This is a genomic window from Shewanella sp. Sh95 (genome assembly GCF_001308045.1).
Lineage (GTDB): Bacteria > Pseudomonadota > Gammaproteobacteria > Enterobacterales > Shewanellaceae > Shewanella > Shewanella xiamenensis.
In genome coordinates, this window is record NZ_LGYY01000238.1 from 1 (window position 1) to 19,220 (window position 19,220).

A 19,220-nucleotide genomic window follows, 5' to 3' on the forward strand; every position below is an offset into this window, starting at 1 on the left:
AAATGGACCATGCCAATCCACAATTGGAGCCTTTGTTTATCTCAGTTAGCGATTTATTTTGAAGGACGTTTAGATAGCGTGCTGGAAATTTAAAAATTAGCCTGACACAGAATTTTGAACGCCCTCGGCGTATCATCTTCTGTTACCGCAAACTGTTCTAGATCAAATCCTACTCAATCTTTTCCTACTATATTGCCGTCACGCGCGATGATTAACGGCAAGCAAGATGATTTTATTATCTTTTTCACCTCTAATCTTCACTTTTTGATAACAAGCACCACTCCTCGAAAAGTCGCGCCATCCCAAGAACCATAATCCCTATTTCAGGAGTCAGCATGAAGCAACAACCTAGCGATTTAACTCGCCGTTCTTTGCTTAAAGCACTCACCGTTGGCAGCGTAGCCGGCGCCGCAATTGCCGCTACCGGCATCAGTGCAGCCCAAGCCAGCGAGAGCAGCAAGGTAACAACTAAAGAACCTAAGGGTTACCACGAAACTGCGCACATTATCAGCTATTACGATAGCCTGCGTAGCTAATCTAGGAGAAGTCAGCGATGAAGTTAACTCGCAAGTCCGATGTCGCCAAAGTGGCCGACAAACCGACGTTAGGCATTAGCCGTCGTCAATTTATGAAGCAAGCAGGTATTGCTACCGGTGGTATCGCAGCCGCTTCTCTGATGGGTACTGGCATGATGCGCCGCGCAGAAGCCAAAGATGTACCGCACGATGCGCCTATCGAAGTTAAACGTACGATTTGTAGTGCCTGTGCCGTCGGTTGCGGTCTATATGCCGAAGTACAAAACGGTGTATGGACAGGTCAGGAACCCGCATTTGATCACCCATTCAACGCCGGCGGTCACTGCGCTAAAGGTGCTGCACTGCGTGAGCATGGCCACGGTGAAAAACGCCTGAAATACCCAATGAAATTGGTTGATGGCAAGTGGAAAAAAATCTCTTGGGAAGATGCGATTAACGAAGTGGGCGACCAAATGCTCAACATTCGTAAAGAATCTGGCCCAGACTCAGTGTACTTCATGGGTAGCGCTAAGTTTTCTAACGAAGGCTGCTATATGTACCGCAAACTGGCGGCCATGTGGGGCACAAACAACGTCGACCACTCTGCTCGTATTTGTCACTCTACCACGGTAGCCGGTGTTGCTAACACTTGGGGTTACGGTGCGCAAACTAACTCTTTCAACGATATTCAGAATGCCAATGCTATCTTCCTGATCGGGGCAAACCCAGCGGAAGCGCATCCGGTTTCAATGCAACACATTCTGATCGCTAAAGAGAAAAATAACGCGAAAATCATCGTCGTTGATCCACGTTTCTCTCGCACAGCAGCGCACTCAGATCTGCACTGTGCAATTCGTCCTGGTACTGATATTCCGTTTATCTACGGTATGTTGTGGCACATTTTCGAAAACGGTTGGGAAGATAAAACCTTTATCAAACATCGCGTATTCGAGATGGAAAGTATCCGCAGAGAAGTGAAAAAATTCCCGCCAAAAGAAGTGGCGGATATCACTGGCGTAAGCGAAGAAGTGGTTTATCAAGCCGCTAAACTGATGGCCGATAATCGTCCTGGTACTGTGATTTGGTGTATGGGTGGTACTCAGCATCACGTCGGTAACGCTAACACTCGTGCTTACTGTATTCTGCAATTAGCCTTAGGTAACATGGGCGTATCTGGTGGCGGTACTAACATTTTCCGTGGTCACGATAACGTACAAGGTGCGACTGACTTAGGTCTGTTATTCGATAACTTACCAGGTTACTACGGTTTAACCTCTGCGGCTTGGACTCACTGGACCCACGTGTGGGATCTGGATATGGAATGGGTGAAGAGCCGTTTCGATCAAAACGCCTACTTAGGCAAAGATCCAATGACCACTCCAGGCATTCCTTGTTCTCGCTGGCACGATGGCGTGTTAGAAGACAAGAGCAAACTGGCTCAGAAAGACAATATCCGTATGGCCTTCTTCTGGGGTCAATCGGTCAACACTGAAACCCGTCAACGTGAAGTGCGTGATGCCTTAGACAAGATGGATACAGTCGTCGTTGTCGACCCATTCCCAACAATGGCAGGTGTTATGCACCGTCGTAAGAATGGCGTGTATCTGTTACCTGCTGCGACTCAGTTTGAAACACAAGGTTCAGTGTCTAACTCAGGCCGTTCTATCCAATGGCGTGAGCAGGTTATCCAACCTTTATTCGAGTCAAAAACCGACATCGAAATCATGTACCGTTTAGCGCAAAAACTCGGTATTGACGAGCAGTACACTAAACGCATCGCCAAAGAAAACGGCTTACCAGTAATCGAAGACATTACTCGCGAAATTAACCGCGGTATGTGGACTATCGGTATGACAGGTCAAAGCCCTGAGCGTATCAAGTTACACACCCAAAACTGGGGCACCTTCAGCAATAAAACGCTTGAAGCCGCAGGGGGGCCTGCGAAGGGCGAAACCTACGGTTTACCTTGGCCATGTTGGGGTACACCAGAAGCTAAACATCCTGGTACCCAAATTCTGTATAACCAAGCCAAACACGTAAAAGACGGCGGCGGTAACTTCCGTGCTCGTTATGGTGTTGAATACAACGGTCAAAGCATTTTGGCGGATGGCACTTACTCTAAAGGTGCGGAAATCCAAGATGGTTATCCTGAGTTTACTGCCGATATGCTCAAGCAATTGGGTTGGTGGGATGATCTGACTGCCGAGGAAAAAGCCGAAGCCGAAGGTAAAAACTGGAAGACTGACCTGTCAGGCGGTATCGTGCGCGTGGCAATTAAGCACGGTTGTATCCCATTTGGTAACGCCAAAGCCCGCTGTATCGTTTGGACCTTCCCAGACCAAGTACCTGTGCACCGCGAGCCGTTATACACCGCACGCCGTGACTTAGTCGCTAAGTACCCAACCTACGACGATATGCAAGTTCATCGTCTACCAACACTGTACAAGTCAATCCAAGAGAAAGACTTCAGCGGTAAATATCCATTAGTACTGACCTCTGGTCGTTTAGTGGAATATGAAGGTGGTGGTGAAGAATCTCGTTCTAACCCATGGCTGGCTGAGCTTCAACAGGAAATGTTTGTTGAAATCAACCCAGGCGACGCTGCCGACCGCGGTATCCGCAACGGTGAGTTTGTATGGTTAGAGGGCGCCGAAGGTGGCCGCATTAAAGTACAAGCCATGGTAACGCCACGCGTTAAACCAGGTGTGACCTTTATGCCTTACCACTTTGCGGGTGTGATGCACGGCGAAAGCTTAGCGCCTAACTACCCTGAGGGCACAGTGCCTTACGTTATCGGTGAATCCTGTAACACAGCACTGACCTATGGTTATGACCCTGTGACCCAAATGCAGGAAACCAAAGCGTCGCTCTGTCAGATCGTTAAAGCGTAAGTGCAGCTTAAGCTAGGAGAATTGCCACTATGGCTACAATGAAATTTTTGTGTGATACCAAGCGCTGCATCGAATGTAACGGCTGTGTCACCGCATGTAAAAACGAAAACGACTCCGCTCTCGAGTGGGGTATCCAACGCCGCCGCGTGGTAACCATCAACGATGGTCAACCAGGTGAGGCATCAATCTCTGTCGCCTGTATGCATTGCTCAGATGCACCATGTATGGCGGTTTGCCCAGCAAACTGCTTCTACAGAACCGATGACGGCATTGTGCTACATAACAAAGATGCCTGTATTGGTTGTGGTTACTGCTTGTACGCCTGCCCATTTGGCGCACCACAGTTCCCGAAAAAAGGTGCCTTTGGTAGCCGCGGTAAGATGGATAAATGTACCTTCTGTGCCGGTGGCCCAGAAGAAAACCACTCAGAGGCAGAGCGCCAGAAGTACGGTTCAAACCGTATTGCTGAAGGCAAACTGCCAATGTGCGCAGAACTCTGCGCCACTAAAGCCTTATTAGCGGGTGATGCAGAAGTTGTTTCGAACATCTTCCGTGAGCGCGTGGCTTACCGTGGTGCTAAAAACGCGGCTTGGAATTAATTCAGGTCACAGGATCTGTCCACAGACTTAGCTTGGTGCCTGCTTGCAGGCGCCACTAAGCGAGAGAGGATGTATGATGAACAAATGGTTCAAACACATAGGTCTAGCCATAGCACTGCTATTTAGTGCCGTGTGTCTAGCCAATGGTGGTGATGGACAGGCGATCCAACCTCAAGCCTCTGATGCCCAAATTTGGGCACAGCTGAAGGATGGCGCGACGGGATACACTACCTCACAAAGCGAGTTCCACGCACAGCCGATCAATACTTATGATCTACGGGTGTTGGAGCTACGTAGCGACTGGTTAGCGCCGGCTTTAATGGCAGCGCTATTCGGCATGATCATTATCTTTGTCTTATTTATCAAGGTGAACGGCATTTCTAAGCTACACCATGGTTTTTCAGGCAAGTTAGTGCATCGCTGGTCTAAATTCGACGTTTCTATTCACTGGTTAGGTGCGATTCCGTGCTTACTATTGATATTAACGGGCTTAACCTTATTAGCAGGTCGCTTCTTCTTCCAACCTTGGTTGGGCGAAGGCATCTGGGAAGCTATCGTCTATGGCGCTAAGCAAATCCATGATGTGATGGCGATTCCGTTTATGATCGGCTGGGCATTGATGACAGTGTTATGGGCGAAGAACCAGCTGCCAAAAATGTACGACGTGAAGTGGTTCCTGGTTGTTGGTGGTTACATCAACTTTGGTCCATTCAAAGGTAAACACCCTGATGCAGGCTTTGCCAACGCCGGTGAAAAAATGTGGTTCTGGGCCTTTGCCCTGTTCGGGTTAATCATTTCAGCATCGGGCATGTTGTTACTGTTCCCAAATCTTTTCGAACCAAGCCGCACCTTAAGCTTAATCGCGCTGGTATTGCACTCAGTGAGCGCCATCGTGATCTGTGCTTTCTCTATCGTGCATATCTTCATGGCAACGGTAATGTCAGAAGGCGGTATGGAGTGTATGGTGTCTGGTTATTGTGATGAAAACTGGGCAACCCAACACCACAACCTGTGGTACGACGAAATCAAAGCTAACGGCACGTTGAAATATAAAGAGTAAAAGTCGCTGAAAATAAAAAACCTCCACAGCATATTGTGGAGGTTTTTTTATGGGTAAAATAAGTGCGTTAGATCCAGTGATTAGAAGCGATACATCACAGAGACACCGATATTTCTGGGATCGATAATCGCGGCATAACCATCGGGGTAACTGCGGCTGGCGGGTTCATTTACCGTCAACGCTTGCTCATCAAACAGGTTGTTGACAAAGCCGCTAACTCTCCAGCTATCGGTTTGATAATCAAGGCTCACACGCGCAACAACATAATCACCCGCTATTCTAGATTCGGTATTATTAATATCCGCAAAATACTCGCCAACATAGTTGCCTGAAAAACCGAAAGAGAACGCATCATTCATCCAATACTTGAATCCGGCATTAGCAGTAATGTGCGGGGCTGAGTTCAACTGATTACCGATAATATCCCCATAGCTAGGGTCGGCTTGCTTGATTTCGCTATCGAGTAAACCTACGCCCGAAATAAACTGCCAGTTTTCAGTTAACATGGCGCTGAATTCGGCTTCAATACCGTAACTGACGGCTTTATCGATATTGGTAATTTTGCGGGCGCTATTAGACGCTTGATAACCATCAAAATCGTTGTAGAAGATATTAGCACTTAAGTTGACATCGCCATTGGCAAATGCGCTACGGCTACTCAGTTCATAGGTATTTACAAACTCTTCATCGTAGTAGTAATACTCGCTTTCCACCAAAGACAGCGCGCCACCACCCGAGTTATAACCACGACGAACACTGGCCGCTAAGGTGGTATTATCATTCAGCGCGTATTGCAGTACTAACTTCGGCAGGGTAACGGTATTGGCGTCATCGAGTTTTTCCTCAAGTAGACTACCTTGATAGCGCATGTTGAAGTTACGTAATTGCTCCTCACGCATCACGCGGCCACCAACAGTAATCCAGATCGAGTCGGCGAGCCCATAGGTGACTTCACCATAAACGGAGGCTGACTTAGTGCTGTCATCACCACTATAGATTGAGCTGCCAGTACTACCAAAATCTTGGCTACGTTTAAAATAGGCTAAACCAACAAAACCGTTGAAATCTTTGTCTTTAAGGCCAAAGCTATATTTGCCATCTACGGTATAACTCTTGTCCTCCATATCAACATATTGCTGGGCGGTCACGAGAGGCTCATAGGTTTCAAAGCCCCAATCGTAATCCATATAGGCGACAATCAGATCGAGGGCTTGCCCTTCCCCGAGGTCATAATCCACTTTCACTGAGTGAGTTGTCGATTTAGTCTCGATATAACGTTGGGAAATCGGCTTATATGCCCATGGATCGTCACCGGTAAAATAGTTACGCCCTGAGTCACCTTTCTCATCATTGTAAGAAAAGCTATAAAGCACTTTGAGATCCTCAATCGCGCTCGGTTGCCACAAAAATTTGCCGCGCCAGCGATTGGTGATCAACTCATTTTGGTCAAATGTGGCGGGATTCGTCTCGTATTCCAAGCCTTTATTGTAGGTTTCGCCCGTCACATTTTGCCCGCTCACCCTAAATGCTAACTCATCATCGAGGATGGGGCCTGAGAGCATCACGGCACTGTCGATAAAGTTATCTTGATTGCGATAACCCACGCGAGCCGCGCCCTGCCAATCGAAGGTCGGATCTTCGGTTTTAATAAATACCGTACCGCCAATGCTGTTACGACCATTAATCGTCGATTGCGGACCGCGGAAAACCTCAATTTGTTGAATATCCCACAGCCCAGTATCACCGGTAAGATCCGCAACAAAAGGCTCCGCCACACCATCGACTAAGGTTGATACCCGCGCACGAGCCCCACCGGTGAAAGAGTTAAATCCGGAGGCCGAACCATTACCAGAAACCCCACGGATATCGGGCACAGAGCCGGATAACACCACCACGTTCGGCACCTCTGATAAGGCACTTGAGGTTGATTGGTATTGGCCGCTATCGAGGGTTTCCTTATCAATCACTGAAATAGATGACGTCGTATCCTTCAGGCTACGCTCAATCTTTTCACCATAAACAGTAATTTTTTCAATCGGTTCTGAAGATTCCGCATCCACACCAGCATAAACGGAAGAGACCAGTAAACTCGAAACTATTGCGGCAATTGCACTTTTCTTAAACGCCCTGCATTTCATAAAAACCTCGACGGCACTCATTGATAAAAAGGTGTTAACTAAAAATGCCGACAATTTATCTTAAAACAACCTTAATCACAATTGATAATCGATATCATTTACATTCAATAAATCACTTTGTGATATAACGCAAATACATTAGGTATTGAAAGGAAAAACACTTTAAGTGTTAATAAGATAAGTCAGTTACAATAACTTTATATCTACAGATATTCGGCCACAAAGACTTAAGCAGTCACCCTATAGCGTTCTTCTGTTTCTGCCTATATTCTAAGTTGCTAATAGGAGGATTAGCGGAAACACGGAAACCATGGGTGATATTTCAAAAGCAAAATTGATGTACCTAGCGATAGGAGTGTTCATGGGGATCATTATTGGCAACCTATCACTATCGATAAGCAATTTATTTTTAGGAATTGCATCCATATTAGGCTGGTTAGTACTAATGGTCGGAATTCCTCCCTCTAATAGTCATCAATTTCGAATTGCAACTTTCTTTATATCAATCAGCCTACTACCTGTGTCGTGGTGGATTTATATAACGTCCAATTAAGCGCCTAGTGGCCATATTTTTGTCCTGTATTGGCGATAAGGGTTTCGATCACATGCTTACTGAATGAAGTGATAGTCGTGAAGCTAATAGTCAGTCGTAAATTCATGACCAACACTGGCGTCGGACGGTTATTCCGCGGGTACAAATCTTTTTGAATGCAGTTGATATTCTGCTTGTTCGTCCCGAGGTTAAACGCAATAGATACCAAAGTTTTCCCTAATCAGAGCAAAAATCTTCCCTCAGTAACTCTCGCCTTATCAATCCATAAATCGAGCGCTACCATTACAGGAATTATTTCAATACATCTGCCTGTTTCTGCACTCGGCTCGCCCAGTAGCCTGCCAGCATGGCGCCTGAGAGATTATGCCAAATTGAGAAAATCGCGCTGGGGACGGCGGAGACTGGGCTAAAAAACTTGATACACAGAGCAGTTGCGAGACCAGAGTTTTGCAGCCCCACCTCAATCGAAATGGTTTTACACACGGTGTGACTAAAGCCGAGCAAGCGGCAACAGGTATAACCCAAGGCGAGTCCTAAGCCATTATGTAGAAACACCGCGAGTAAAATCACAGGCCCCACCTGCGCAAATTGCCCCGCATTTAAGGCCACAATAATGCTGATGGCCAGCACAATCGCCACGATAGAAATAATGGGTAATGCAGGGGCAAGTTTAGCCACCCGCGGTTTAAAGAAGTGATTCAACACCACACCCACAGTTACTGGGATAAGCACGATTTTAACGAGGCTGACTAGCATATCCACTAAAGGAATAGCGACCATCTCGCCGATTAATAGCTGGATAATCAACGGGGTGAGCACCACACCCACTAAGGTGGATAGCGCCGTCATAGTGATAGATAAGGCGACATCACCCTTGGCCAAATAGCAGATCACGTTCGATGCCGTGCCGCCTGCCACGCTCCCCACCAGCACCATGCCTATGGTCAACTCCCGATTGAGCCCTAACAGTAAACTGATGACTAAGGCACTTAAGGGCATTAGGGTAAATTGCAAGATTAAGCCAGTGATAACGGCGCGTTTCTGCTTAAATGCATTGGTAAAATCCTGCAAATCTAAGGTCAATCCCATGGATAACATAATCACCACCAGCAACGGCACTATGCTGGTTTTTAATCCGCTAAACCATGCGGGCATCAAATACGCCGTACCCGCCCCGAGTAAGGCAAATAGCGGAAAAAAGCGGTTGATATTAACCAATGGGGATCCTCCGATATTTCAGGCGATTTGAGGAAATTAAGCAATGTCCGCAGGGATAATGACAGCCTGACTCCCTCAGCACAAGCCAAAGCGTCCACAAGTAAGAAGCTCAACTTTTTATCATTTCAGCCTTTCGATTGAGCTCTTAAGTTAATCGCTCAAATTCAATAACAAAGAGCCAAAAACCTCAGTAAATATGCATCTATGTTTACTAAAACATGATCTGCTTAACAAAAAGCCCGTGATTTCCTTGTTAGGAAACCGTAACTTATAACCAGTTCACGTTTTATTTACTCCATACGAGGTAGTCTAATTGCGCTAGGTGGTCGTGAATTACCTAAAGCAATTTTGGTGTTTACGGTTAGCACTCTCAGATAGGAATCGTTATGTCTTCAGTTATTCAAACGCTCAGCGGCGCGATCGCAACGCCTTATCAAGCGAATATTACCGTCCCTAACTGGATGCTCAGCTCGATGGAACGAGTCATGCAGTATTATGTCGATAAGAATCTTCGCCTTGATACGCTCTCCGCCGACATCATGCCCGCTCCGGTCGAAGGTAAAAAGTACATGCTTTATGCCCATGTGCCCTTCTGCCATACCTTGTGTTCTTACTGCACCTTCCACCGTTTTATGTTTAAGGAAGACAAGGCGCGCGCTTACTTTATCTCCCTACGTAAAGAGATGGAGATGGTCAAAGCCTTAGGCTATGACTTTGAATCTATGTACATTGGCGGTGGCACCACCACAGTATTAGAAGACGAACTCGCCCGCACCATTGAGCATGCAAAGACCTTATTCCCAAGCATTAAAGAAGTGTCTTGCGAGTCCGATCCACAGCATTTAGACAGCCCAGGCTTTAAACAACTCAAGGGCTTAGTGGATCGTATGTCCATCGGCGTACAAAGCTTTAACGATGACATTTTAAAAATGACCGACCGCCTCGAAAAATTCGGCACAGGTCAACAAACCTTCGACAAGATCATGGCGGCTAAAGAGCTGTTCCCCATTATCAACGTCGACCTGATTTTTGGCTTCCGCGGCCAAACCGATGAAGTGATCCAGCACGACTTAGACATGGCCTCACGCCTCGACCCAAGACAGATCACCACCTATCCACTGATGATTACGCACCAAACGCGTAAGAGTGTTAAAGGTAAACTGGCCGCACCACAGGCGGATATGGCCAACCAATATCGCCAGATCTTAAACAGCTTAAATGGTCAATATAATCAGTTATCTGCATGGGCATTTGGTAAAGCAAATGACGAAGGTTTTGATGAATATGTAATCGACTACGATGAGTATTTAGGGGTGGGTTCAGGCTCATTTAGCTTTTTGAATGACACTTTATACGTTAACACCTTCTCGCTACGTAAATACCAAGAGCGGATCGCCGCTGGCAAGATGGGCGTCGAGCAACAGAAGAACTACAACAAAAAAGATGTGATGCAATATCGCTTTCTGCTGGGGATGTTCTCCGGTCGCCTATCGCGTAAATATTTCCGCGAAACCTTTGGCGTTAACTTAGACACAGCCCTGTTTAAGGAAATGACCTCGATGAAGCTGATTGGCGCCATCAAGAACGACCCCACCGATCCCGATAATCTGATCATCACAGATAACGGCAAGATGATGGGCCTGTTAATGATGAAAGAGTTCTACGCTGGCATGGATAACGTGCGCGCGCAATTGCGTAAACCGCTCAAACCCTGCGATATGTAAGCAAGAGTAAAACCACTAAAGGCCCTTTATGGGCCTTTTTGTTAAGGTGATTTCGCGCTACTCTTGCCTCGGTTTATTCGCATTCGTGACCAACCCAGTAATAAAGGAGTATTCGTTATGGGTTTTACTGATCAAGAAAAACAAGCACTACTCGCCGTTAAGGGCGTTGGCCCGACTGTCATTAAACGCTTTGAAGAAATCGGTATTAGCTCACTTGCGCAGTTGGCCGAACATGAGGTCGAGGATATCGCCAACCTCGTCGCTAGCATGTTACGCACCACTTGCTGGAAAAACAGCCCGCAAGCACGCAATGCTATTGCCGCAGCCATCGAACTTGCCCGCCATCAATAATCTTTTGATTTCCAATTCGTTGAGATATTTATGCCATCTTATTTACGCATCTTAGCTTGCACTCTAACCGCGTTGTTATTTAGCACATCGGTTTTTGCCAACGACAGCAGTTTTGGTGATGCCAATGGTTCAATCACCCTTAAATATCAGCCGCATATCAGTATGGACAAAGAGTCACTCTTTATCAGCGAGGCCGAAATCAGGGTCGATTATGTGTTTACCAACACCTGTTCGCAGGATCTTATCGTCCCTATCGCCTTCCCCATGCCGCCGATGTTTTTTGGCTCCGCCGATCACAGCAGCATCGATAACTTCACCCTTAAAGTGAATGGCAAACCCCAGCCAACTGAGCACAGGCTCGTCGCTCAACTTGCCGATAAAACCGATATTTCTGCAGAGCTTAAAAAACTCGGCTGGGGTGTAGAGGAAGTCGCCTATTTTGCCGAATATAGCAAAGTCCCCAAGGGCAAACCTGCGCTCCCCAGTCAATGGTTGGATGAGGACCAACAAATCGCCTTTACCCTAAGTGATTACTTTGTGTGGCAGCAAACCTTTCCCGCGGGCCAATCTGTCTCCATCAGCCACAGTTACACGCCGAGCCTCTCAACAGGCATCCCCGATACTGCCAATAGTATTATCGATACTTACACTGAACTTGCCTGTTTAGATGAAAGTGCTAAGCAAGGTATTAAGAAGCGTAATCTCGTCGTTAAACAAGACGGCGAAGATGTTGAATATGGCGTGGAATGGAGCCACCTTAGCTATATTTTGGTCACGGCCAATAACTGGCAAGGAGCGATTAAGGACTTTAAACTGACGCTGAAAAAATCCCAACCGACTGATCTCGTCAGTTTGTGTTTTGATGGTGAACTTAAAAAAACCGATCCACTCACCTTTGAGTTTCAGCAAAAACAATTCACGCCAACGCAGGATCTCAGCATCCTATTTATCCGTAAACCGGATTTTGAATAATCGAAAAAGCCAGCTAAAAGCTGGCTTTTTGTATTAAGCGACTAATTTTAAGCGCGGTTAAAAACTATAGGTCATACCTAACCAGTAACGGCGACCATCTTCAATATAGCCGTACTCATCTTGAGTAATCTCTTTATCGAAGGCGTTATAGATACCTGCGCTGAACTTAATGCTGTCGTTAACGCGATAGTTCGCACCCAAATCTAACAGCGTATAGGAAGGCGCAATCAAACTGCTTGAGGAAGGCCCAGTGGTTGGTTGGCTCTCTTCACCACGGTAGTTAACCCGCAGCCAAGTGCTTAACTTATCTATCGGCTCATAGTTAACCGACAATTGCACCAGATGTTTAGGTAGCTGGTTCAATGGACTCCCTTTGTAAGCGCCCGTTTTTTGCTCCGAATCGGTATAAGTGTAGTTACCCGTGAGCGCCAAGTTGCTGAGGATTTTATAGTCGATACTCAGCTCAACCCCTTGGGTGACTGCCTCATCGATATTCACATAGGTGGTTGGGTCGGAACCAAACTGATTCGGCCCATCAGTACATTGAGTCGCAGGGCAAGCGACACGGGTGATCTTGTCCTCAAACTCGTTATAGAACACACCAGCACTGGCCGTGATGGAATCGGTCAAATCCGTGTAAATGCCTAACTCATAGTTCACAGAGGTTTCGGGTTGCAAATCCGGATTACCATACATATTGCCGCCTCGGCTCACCTGCCCCCAATCTGGCACGGTTTGCCTTAGGCTCGGCGCCCGAAAGCCCGTCGACACACCGCCTTTTAAGGTAGTGTGCTCGGTCAGCCCCCAAACACCATAAATCCGTGGACTAAGGTGGTCACCAAAGTTTTCATCATCGTCTAAACGCAGACCCAAGGTTAAGGCAAAATTATCGACAATACGCCATTCATCTTCTGAGAATACCGACCATTGACGGCGACTAATATCGGTTAAGTCACTGACCTGATTGCCAGTTTCATCGGTGAGATCTTGATAATTGAAAGCAGCACCAAAGGTTGCCGTATGGCTTTCACCTAAGGTGGCGATCACACTGGTTTGAGCATCGGTATTCTTGATTTTCATCTTGCGGGACTTGTTATCGTACACTTCGTGCTTGATATAAGTATCCGATGTGCCAAAGTCCCAACGTCCGGTGTGAGATAGCGAAATCGTGCTGTTTTCATACTCGGTTGTCGACGATGCAGGGCAACCACTGCGGCCACAACTGGCCCCCGGCGCTAATGGCGCAACGGTTTTCCCTAAGGTGCTATCCAACTCTTGGTTGGCTACGCCCACTTCTAACATAATGTCATGGTCTTGATTCGGCGTGAGGGCAAATCTGGCGGTGAGATTATCCGCATCACGGCCTCGGTAACCACCGTAGATATTATCTTCTTCACGCTGGGTATATTGGCCGTATAACTGCACGCCAAGCAAATCTTTAATCAAGCCACCGTTCACAAAAAAGTTGCCCTGATACACATTGCCCGAGGCCGACTTCTCCTGCAGCGTGGTGTCGAGGCGCAGCTCCCCCTGCCACTCATTGGGCACTTTACGGGTGATAATGTTGATCACCCCACCAATAGCGTCAGAGCCATAAAGCGATGACATGGGGCCACGGACAATTTCAATCCTATCAATTGCGGCGAGCGGCGGCGTCCAAGCGCCTTCAACACCAGGACCATCACTGTTGGTGCGGGTCTCGCGGGAAGACTGGCGTTTACCATCGACAAGGATCAACGTGTACTGGCTGCCCATGCCCCGTAGACTAATGTCCCGACGGTCGGCACCGCCAGTCACCACCACGCCGGGGACTTCTAACATGGCGTCGGTTAAGTCACGGTAAAAACGTGTATCAAGATCCTCACGGGTGATCACGCTGATAGAAGCGGGCGCGTCACGTACTTGCTGCTCAAAGCCCGATGCGGTGACGACAATTCTTTCCATCATCTTGTCTTGATCGGGTGCGGTATCCGCCAAAGCCTGAGTGGCTGGTAGCAATAATGCGGCAGAAACTAGCTGTGCGAGGATCTTTTTACGACGTAACAACATAACCAATGAATCTCCCTTAACGGTTTTCTAAATGATAATAATTTTCAATACGGCAATGTATCCCTATGTTACAATCGGCTCAAGTTAGACTTTGAGTAATCACTTGTAAGAGTTGCTTAAGAATGAATAGAAATATGGTCAAGGGCATGATCGTGTTTGCCGCCATCGCGGAAAAAGGCTCGATGAGCGCTGCGGCAACACAGCTTAATCTGAGTTCATCGGCGGTGAGCCAACAAGTCGCAAAACTTGAAATGGATATGGGAATTAGTCTGTTTCACCGTAATACCCGCCACCTCACACTCACGGAGGCGGGAACGTTATTTTATGAAAACTGCATTAAAATCATAAAAATAGTAGAAAGCGCCGAACAACAGCTGCATGCATTAAAGGGCACGCCTTCGGGGGAGCTTAAAATCGCCGCGCCAGTCGGTTTTGGTGGTGGTTTACTCAGCCAGCCATTAGCACATTTATTGGAGGCTCACCCACAGATCAGTCTCAATCTGCAATTACAGGACGGTCCAATCGATATAGTTAACGAAGGAATCGATCTGGCGATTTGCATCGGCCCTCTATCGGATTCGAACCTTATCGCTCGCCCCTTGGCAGATTGGCGTATGTTACTGTGTGTCGCTCCGAGCTATATTCCCCAGCATCAGAGCCTACAGCATCCTCACGAGTTACAAGGGTTCAACCGTATTAGCCATTGCTATGCTAAGCCCGAGTTCTTAACCCATTCACAGACTCAAGAGCGAGTCGAACTCCCAGCCCAGCGCATCAACGTCAATAATATGCAGACGCTTATCCAACTCACCCTCGATGGATTAGGCTATGCCGTATTACCAGAGCCCGAGGTGCATCAATACCTTGCATCTGGCCAATTGGTGACACTTTTGCCCGACTGGTCTCTACGCACCTACAGCGTTTACAGCGTGACCTCGGCGCGGGATAAACAGCCCGCCAAAGTGAAAGAAGCCATCACTGCGCTCAGCCAATATTTTAGCCAGATGGATTTTAGTCCGAATCCAGCATTACTGACTCAACCCAGCACCTGCGAACTCACGCCGAGATTAGCCATCCCCGCCTAAGCACTCGTAGGCATGCGTTTCATTTATCAGGTGAGTTAGAGTATGCTGTTTTATCCATTCGATTAAGCAGTAGTAACGTAATGCAAGATGTAGCCTTAGTGTTAGAGGGCGGCGGCCTGAGGGCAATTTATACCGCCGGCGTGTTAGATGCCTTTTTGCAGCAACAATTGCACTTCCCCTATGTGATAGGTGTATCGGCGGGGGCGATTTATCCCGCTTCTTATGTCTCACGCCAATTTGGGCGCAATTTAAAAATTCAGCAGCAATATCTGCGGGATAAGCGCTACATGGGGCTACGCCACTGGTTAGCCACGGGGAATTACGTCAATACCGATTTTACCTATAAGCGTATGGCCTATGAGTTACTGCCTTTTGATTTTAAAACCTTTTTAACCAGTGGAACCGAGTTTAAGGTCGGGGCATTTAATTGCCAGACAGGACGGACAGATTTCTTTGGCATGGCCGATTTTCAAGATCACGACAAATTGCTCGACGTGCTTATCGCCTCCTCGAGCCTGCCTTTTATGGCCAATCCCTATCCGATAAACCACCAAACCTACCTCGATGGTGGCATCGCCGCCCCCATTCCGGTAGCGCAGGCGCTGCAAGATGGCTATAAACGCCAGGTGGTGATCCTGACCCAAGATGCAAGCTATCGAAAATCGCCGATGAAGTTCAATTGGTTAGCTCGCAAGCGTTATCAACCATATCCAGCAGTAGCCGCTGCGCTCAAGGTACGCCACCAACGTTATAACCAATCCCTCGAGGAACTCGCCCAGAGTGTTGCCAGCGGCCAGTCCTTTGTGATCCGCCCTGCTGCACCACTTAATCTGTCGCGGCTTGACCGCAATATCGATAAAGTGACCGCCGTGTATCACCAAGGGCTGGCGGATGGTCAGACGATTCTGCCCAAGTTACAGGCTTGGCTTAGCACTGATGTTAGGCAGTGAGGCACGGACATTGTCGATAATCAGTTCTCGCAACCATTTATGGCTAAGGTCGTGTTCAAAATGCTTATGCCACATCAGCAGGTAAGCGCCGGGGATCAGTTTAATCGGCGAGGGTAAATACTTAAGATCAAACGACTTCATCACCGCCAAGGCATAACGGGAAGGAGCGCAGAGAATCAAATCGCTTTGCTCACACAGGGCAAGCGCACTCTGGAAGTCGGTCATATTGACCGCAATATCTCGTTTACGCCCTTGGATTTGCAGCACATCGTCTAACAACCAATATTCCAAGCCACCAAAGGCGACCTGTAATTGGCGATAGCTTAAAAAGGTGTCGAGATTCCATTCCTGCGAAAGTGCAGGATGGTCACTGCGCATCAGACACACTATGTAATCCTGAACCAATTCAACATAATGGATATCGTCCGGAATATGGTTTACATGCATGGGCGAACGTTCATCCCATTCGCGGCAGCCAATAGCCAAGTCGATATCGCAACGCAGCAATCTGTCCATGGTATCGAGCCGCCAGGTTTGGCAATTGATGCTCACACCGGGCGCCTGCGCCAATAGCGAAGGCATAAAATGTGGAAAGGTCAGCGAATAGGTGGTTTCGACCAGATGCATTCGAAATTGTCTTTGGCTTAAGGCGGGCTCAAAACTATCGGGCCGAGTAAATTGCGCTAATTGCTGTAAGCATTGGCGTAAGTCGGGCGCCAGCGACAACGCCTTGGGCGTCGGCTTTAGCCCGTAGGCGGTGCGCTCGAATAAGGGGTCATCAAACACTTCGCGCAGGCGAGTCAATTGCTTACTCACAGCCGACTGACTTAAATGCAGCCGTGCCGCTGCGGCCGTGACACTCTGCTCCTCGAGAAGGATTTCTAGTACGGGCAGTAAGTTTAAGTCTAAGTGTTTTAGCATTTAACCCCTCGCTTTTAAGGGACTCCACCTCAATTTTTGCGGCAACTTCATCAGCAGCAGCGACAGTAAAATCACTAAAATCCCCGCCCACTGCCGCATATCTAAGGTTTCACCCACAATCAATACACCTAATGATACGGCAACCACGGGATTGACTAAAGCCACCATCCCCATGATTTCTGGTCCTAAATTTCGCATTGACCACAGCCAAGCCCAATAAGCCACCGCGGTATTGGCGGTAGCCAACCAGATTAACGAGGGAACCACATCCATACTCGGTATCTGTGGCGGTCCCGCCATAAACCACGCCAGCGGGATCAACATCAATCCCCCCAAGAGTAATTGCCAAGCGGTCAGCACTAAAAAATCGCCCACATCCCAGCGCTGCATCCAACGGGAAGAAAAGGCAATCAGAGTCGTCGCACTCAACATACACAGGACACCAATCGGGTCGAGATCCGCCGAGGGATTAAGCAATAAAATCACTCCTGCAAGGCCCATCAAACCGAGCAGTAACCACTTCATCCCCGGACGTTTTTTATCGATCAGCCAAGCGAGGATCAAAAAGATTAATGGCAAAGTCGCCCCCAGCGTACCCGCGACGGCGCCGGGTAGCCGATAGGCGCCAATAAACAGCAGCGCAAAGAAGGCGCCAATATTACAAAACGCCAGCAAGCTTAATTTAGACCACGCCAGCGTCGGCAAACGTGGGCGCAGCATCAGCAGCAAAATGCCCGCAGGCAGCGCGCGCCAAACCGCCACCCAGTAGGGCGACATATCCTGTAAGTAAAGACTCACCAGTGCATAAGTGGTCCCCCAAAACACCGGGGCGAGTAACGCAATCACAAACGGCATAATGACTTCTTAAAAAGTATCTTGATATTGAGATATATTACTTTGAGAGAATAAAACAGGCAAGTGCTGAGATAAGGTTAATAGGGAGAAAAGGGACTAGCGTTTATGCCGCTGTAGATATGCGCACGCAGAGCTGCGCTTAAGCCTTGCTTGCCGTATAATCGGGCGTCATTTTTTATAGGCGGGCAAGCATGTTCCATATCGCACTCTATGAGCCAGAAATCGCACCCAACACGGGTAATATCATTCGCCTTTGCGCAAACAACGGCAGCCAGCTCCATCTTATTGAGCCACTTGGGTTTGATTTTGAAGAGAAAAAACTGCGCCGCGCGGGCCTAGACTATGCCGATTTAACCAATGTGACTCGCCATAAAGACTTCGATGCCTTCCTCGAAGCCATGGCAGGCAAACGCATTATGGCCTGTACCACTAAGGGTAGTCGCCCCCATACTGAGCTCAGTTTTGCCAAGGATGATGTGCTGTTATTTGGCCCTGAGACCCGTGGTCTACCTATGTCGATTATCGAGTCGATTCCAACCGAGCAGCGATTACGCATTCCGATGGCGGCCACCAGTCGCAGCCTTAATCTCTCCAATGCCGTGGCGATTATCAGCTACGAAGCCTGGCGTCAGCTCGGGTTTGAAGGCGCAATTTAATACCTAGGAATACTGATTTGGATTAGGCTGGACTTCACCAGCCAATTTTCCAATCACTCAACCAAATCATTCAGCCATCCACGCCGAAAGATAGCTTTAACTCAATTCGGCCTGAAAGCCAGTAATTTTGCCGTCAGGTATGTTGGATGAATTGTCATTGTTTCCCCTGTGACACGCCATAAACTCATCCCTGAGGGCTCGACGGCGGCATCCATGCCACCAACGGTCACAGTTGCAACAATGACAATCTTTACGACCATTGAACTGTTCATCTGGCTAAAAGATATTGCCCCAAAACTTGTTAGCACACGTTTGTTCGTTCTGGACTTTACGAAAGAGTTACCCTACAAAATCTCATCTATTAGCCCTCCACTTTAGTGCTTCTCTATAACAGCCGAATCCTAGTTAGATATACAGTCATATCGTATTACGCTAGTTTTTGAGGGTTTTGAGAACAACATTCGTGCGCGTTTTTCCAAAAAATAAAATTGAAAGTCATTTTAAATCAATTGGATAAAATATATTGAGCTTAGTTAATAGGTTTGGAAAACGCGCATGCGCGTTTTTCCGGATGGTGTATTTGTAAAAAATCTGATAACTTCTTTACATACAGATAGTTAACTGTGCGCGTTTTTACTGGTCTAACGTGATAAACGCGCATGCGCACGAATAAAATGTTATGC

The 19,220-nt window shown here is 47.6% G+C and carries 16 protein-coding genes; 10 read left to right on the top strand and 6 right to left on the bottom strand.

The genetic code is table 11. From position 1 onward, the window contains the following. Nucleotides 1–335 precede the first annotated feature (335 nt). The 4 genes from AEA42_RS18285 (at nucleotide 336) to AEA42_RS18300 (ending at nucleotide 5,065) form a co-directional block, all read left to right on the top strand. Nucleotides 336–536, top strand: a complete 201-nt coding sequence (locus tag AEA42_RS18285; RefSeq protein ID WP_037423451.1) for a twin-arginine translocation signal domain-containing protein — start codon at nucleotides 336–338, stop codon at nucleotides 534–536. Nucleotides 537–553: 17 nt separating this feature from the next. After that, entirely contained in the window at nucleotides 554–3,406 is a 2,853-nt protein-coding gene (locus tag AEA42_RS18290) for a molybdopterin-dependent oxidoreductase (protein ID WP_037429193.1), read from the top strand. A 29-nt stretch (nucleotides 3,407–3,435) separates the two neighbouring features. Next, nucleotides 3,436–4,005 carry a formate dehydrogenase FDH3 subunit beta gene (gene fdh3B / locus AEA42_RS18295; RefSeq protein WP_037423445.1) on the top strand — a complete coding sequence of 190 codons (570 nt, stop codon included), beginning with the start codon at nucleotides 3,436–3,438 and terminating at the stop codon, nucleotides 4,003–4,005. A 76-nt stretch (nucleotides 4,006–4,081) separates the two neighbouring features. Further along, complete coding sequence (locus tag AEA42_RS18300; RefSeq protein WP_037423443.1) at nucleotides 4,082–5,065, top strand: formate dehydrogenase subunit gamma; 984 nt, start codon at nucleotides 4,082–4,084, stop codon at nucleotides 5,063–5,065. 80 nt (nucleotides 5,066–5,145) lie between these two features. Here AEA42_RS18300 and AEA42_RS18305 read toward each other — a convergent pair whose 3' ends face one another. Both AEA42_RS18305 and AEA42_RS18310 read right to left on the bottom strand, forming a co-directional pair. After that, complete coding sequence (locus tag AEA42_RS18305) at nucleotides 5,146–7,203, bottom strand: TonB-dependent receptor (RefSeq protein ID WP_037429215.1); 2,058 nt, start codon at nucleotides 7,201–7,203, stop codon at nucleotides 5,146–5,148. 844 nt (nucleotides 7,204–8,047) lie between these two features. Then, nucleotides 8,048–8,974: a bile acid:sodium symporter family protein gene (locus tag AEA42_RS18310; protein WP_055648485.1), complete on the bottom strand. Its 927-nt coding sequence runs from the start codon at nucleotides 8,972–8,974 to the stop codon at nucleotides 8,048–8,050. A 386-nt stretch (nucleotides 8,975–9,360) separates the two neighbouring features. Between AEA42_RS18310 and AEA42_RS18315 the strand changes: the two genes are divergently transcribed. The 3 genes from AEA42_RS18315 to AEA42_RS18325 all read left to right on the top strand — a co-directional run bounded on the left by AEA42_RS18315 (nucleotide 9,361) and on the right by AEA42_RS18325 (nucleotide 12,021). Beyond that, a complete protein-coding gene (locus AEA42_RS18315; protein ID WP_037423493.1) occupies nucleotides 9,361–10,698 on the top strand; it encodes a coproporphyrinogen III oxidase family protein in 1,338 nt (445 codons plus the stop codon). Between the two features lie 117 nt (nucleotides 10,699–10,815). Beyond that, the gene (locus tag AEA42_RS18320) at nucleotides 10,816–11,049 is read left to right on the top strand and encodes a hypothetical protein (protein ID WP_037423496.1); all 234 of its coding nucleotides are present in this window, start codon (nucleotides 10,816–10,818) and stop codon (nucleotides 11,047–11,049) included. A gap of 30 nt (nucleotides 11,050–11,079) precedes the next feature. Beyond that, nucleotides 11,080–12,021 carry a DUF4424 domain-containing protein gene (locus AEA42_RS18325; RefSeq protein ID WP_055648486.1) on the top strand — a complete coding sequence of 314 codons (942 nt, stop codon included), beginning with the start codon at nucleotides 11,080–11,082 and terminating at the stop codon, nucleotides 12,019–12,021. A 57-nt stretch (nucleotides 12,022–12,078) separates the two neighbouring features. Here AEA42_RS18325 and AEA42_RS18330 read toward each other — a convergent pair whose 3' ends face one another. Further along, nucleotides 12,079–14,070, bottom strand: a complete 1,992-nt coding sequence (locus tag AEA42_RS18330; RefSeq protein WP_055648487.1) for a ligand-gated channel protein — start codon at nucleotides 14,068–14,070, stop codon at nucleotides 12,079–12,081. A gap of 122 nt (nucleotides 14,071–14,192) precedes the next feature. Here AEA42_RS18330 and AEA42_RS18335 point away from each other — a divergent pair, with 122 nt between their 5' ends. Both AEA42_RS18335 and AEA42_RS18340 read left to right on the top strand, forming a co-directional pair. Then, nucleotides 14,193–15,155 (top strand): LysR family transcriptional regulator, encoded by a 963-nt coding sequence (locus AEA42_RS18335; protein WP_082389680.1) that lies wholly within the window; start codon nucleotides 14,193–14,195, stop codon nucleotides 15,153–15,155. Between the two features lie 80 nt (nucleotides 15,156–15,235). Next, complete coding sequence (locus AEA42_RS18340) at nucleotides 15,236–16,105, top strand: patatin family protein (protein ID WP_055648488.1); 870 nt, start codon at nucleotides 15,236–15,238, stop codon at nucleotides 16,103–16,105. On the opposite strand, the gene AEA42_RS18345 is transcribed toward AEA42_RS18340, so the two are convergent. Both AEA42_RS18345 and AEA42_RS18350 read right to left on the bottom strand, forming a co-directional pair. Continuing rightward, nucleotides 16,070–17,026, bottom strand: coding sequence for a LysR family transcriptional regulator (locus tag AEA42_RS18345; protein ID WP_055648489.1), 957 nt, complete (start codon nucleotides 17,024–17,026; stop codon nucleotides 16,070–16,072). The two genes, AEA42_RS18340 and AEA42_RS18345, sit on opposite strands and share 36 nt — an antisense overlap. Continuing rightward, nucleotides 17,027–17,881, bottom strand: a complete 855-nt coding sequence (locus AEA42_RS18350) for an EamA family transporter (protein ID WP_055648490.1) — start codon at nucleotides 17,879–17,881, stop codon at nucleotides 17,027–17,029. Nucleotides 17,882–18,072: 191 nt separating this feature from the next. Between AEA42_RS18350 and trmL the strand changes: the two genes are divergently transcribed. Continuing rightward, entirely contained in the window at nucleotides 18,073–18,537 is a 465-nt protein-coding gene (gene trmL / locus AEA42_RS18355) for a tRNA (uridine(34)/cytosine(34)/5-carboxymethylaminomethyluridine(34)-2'-O)-methyltransferase TrmL (protein WP_055648491.1), read from the top strand. Nucleotides 18,538–18,638: 101 nt separating this feature from the next. Here the strand turns inward: trmL and AEA42_RS22720 are convergent, their stop codons facing one another. Next, nucleotides 18,639–18,797: a hypothetical protein gene (locus AEA42_RS22720; protein WP_197278456.1), complete on the bottom strand. Its 159-nt coding sequence runs from the start codon at nucleotides 18,795–18,797 to the stop codon at nucleotides 18,639–18,641. Nucleotides 18,798–19,220 lie beyond the last annotated feature (423 nt).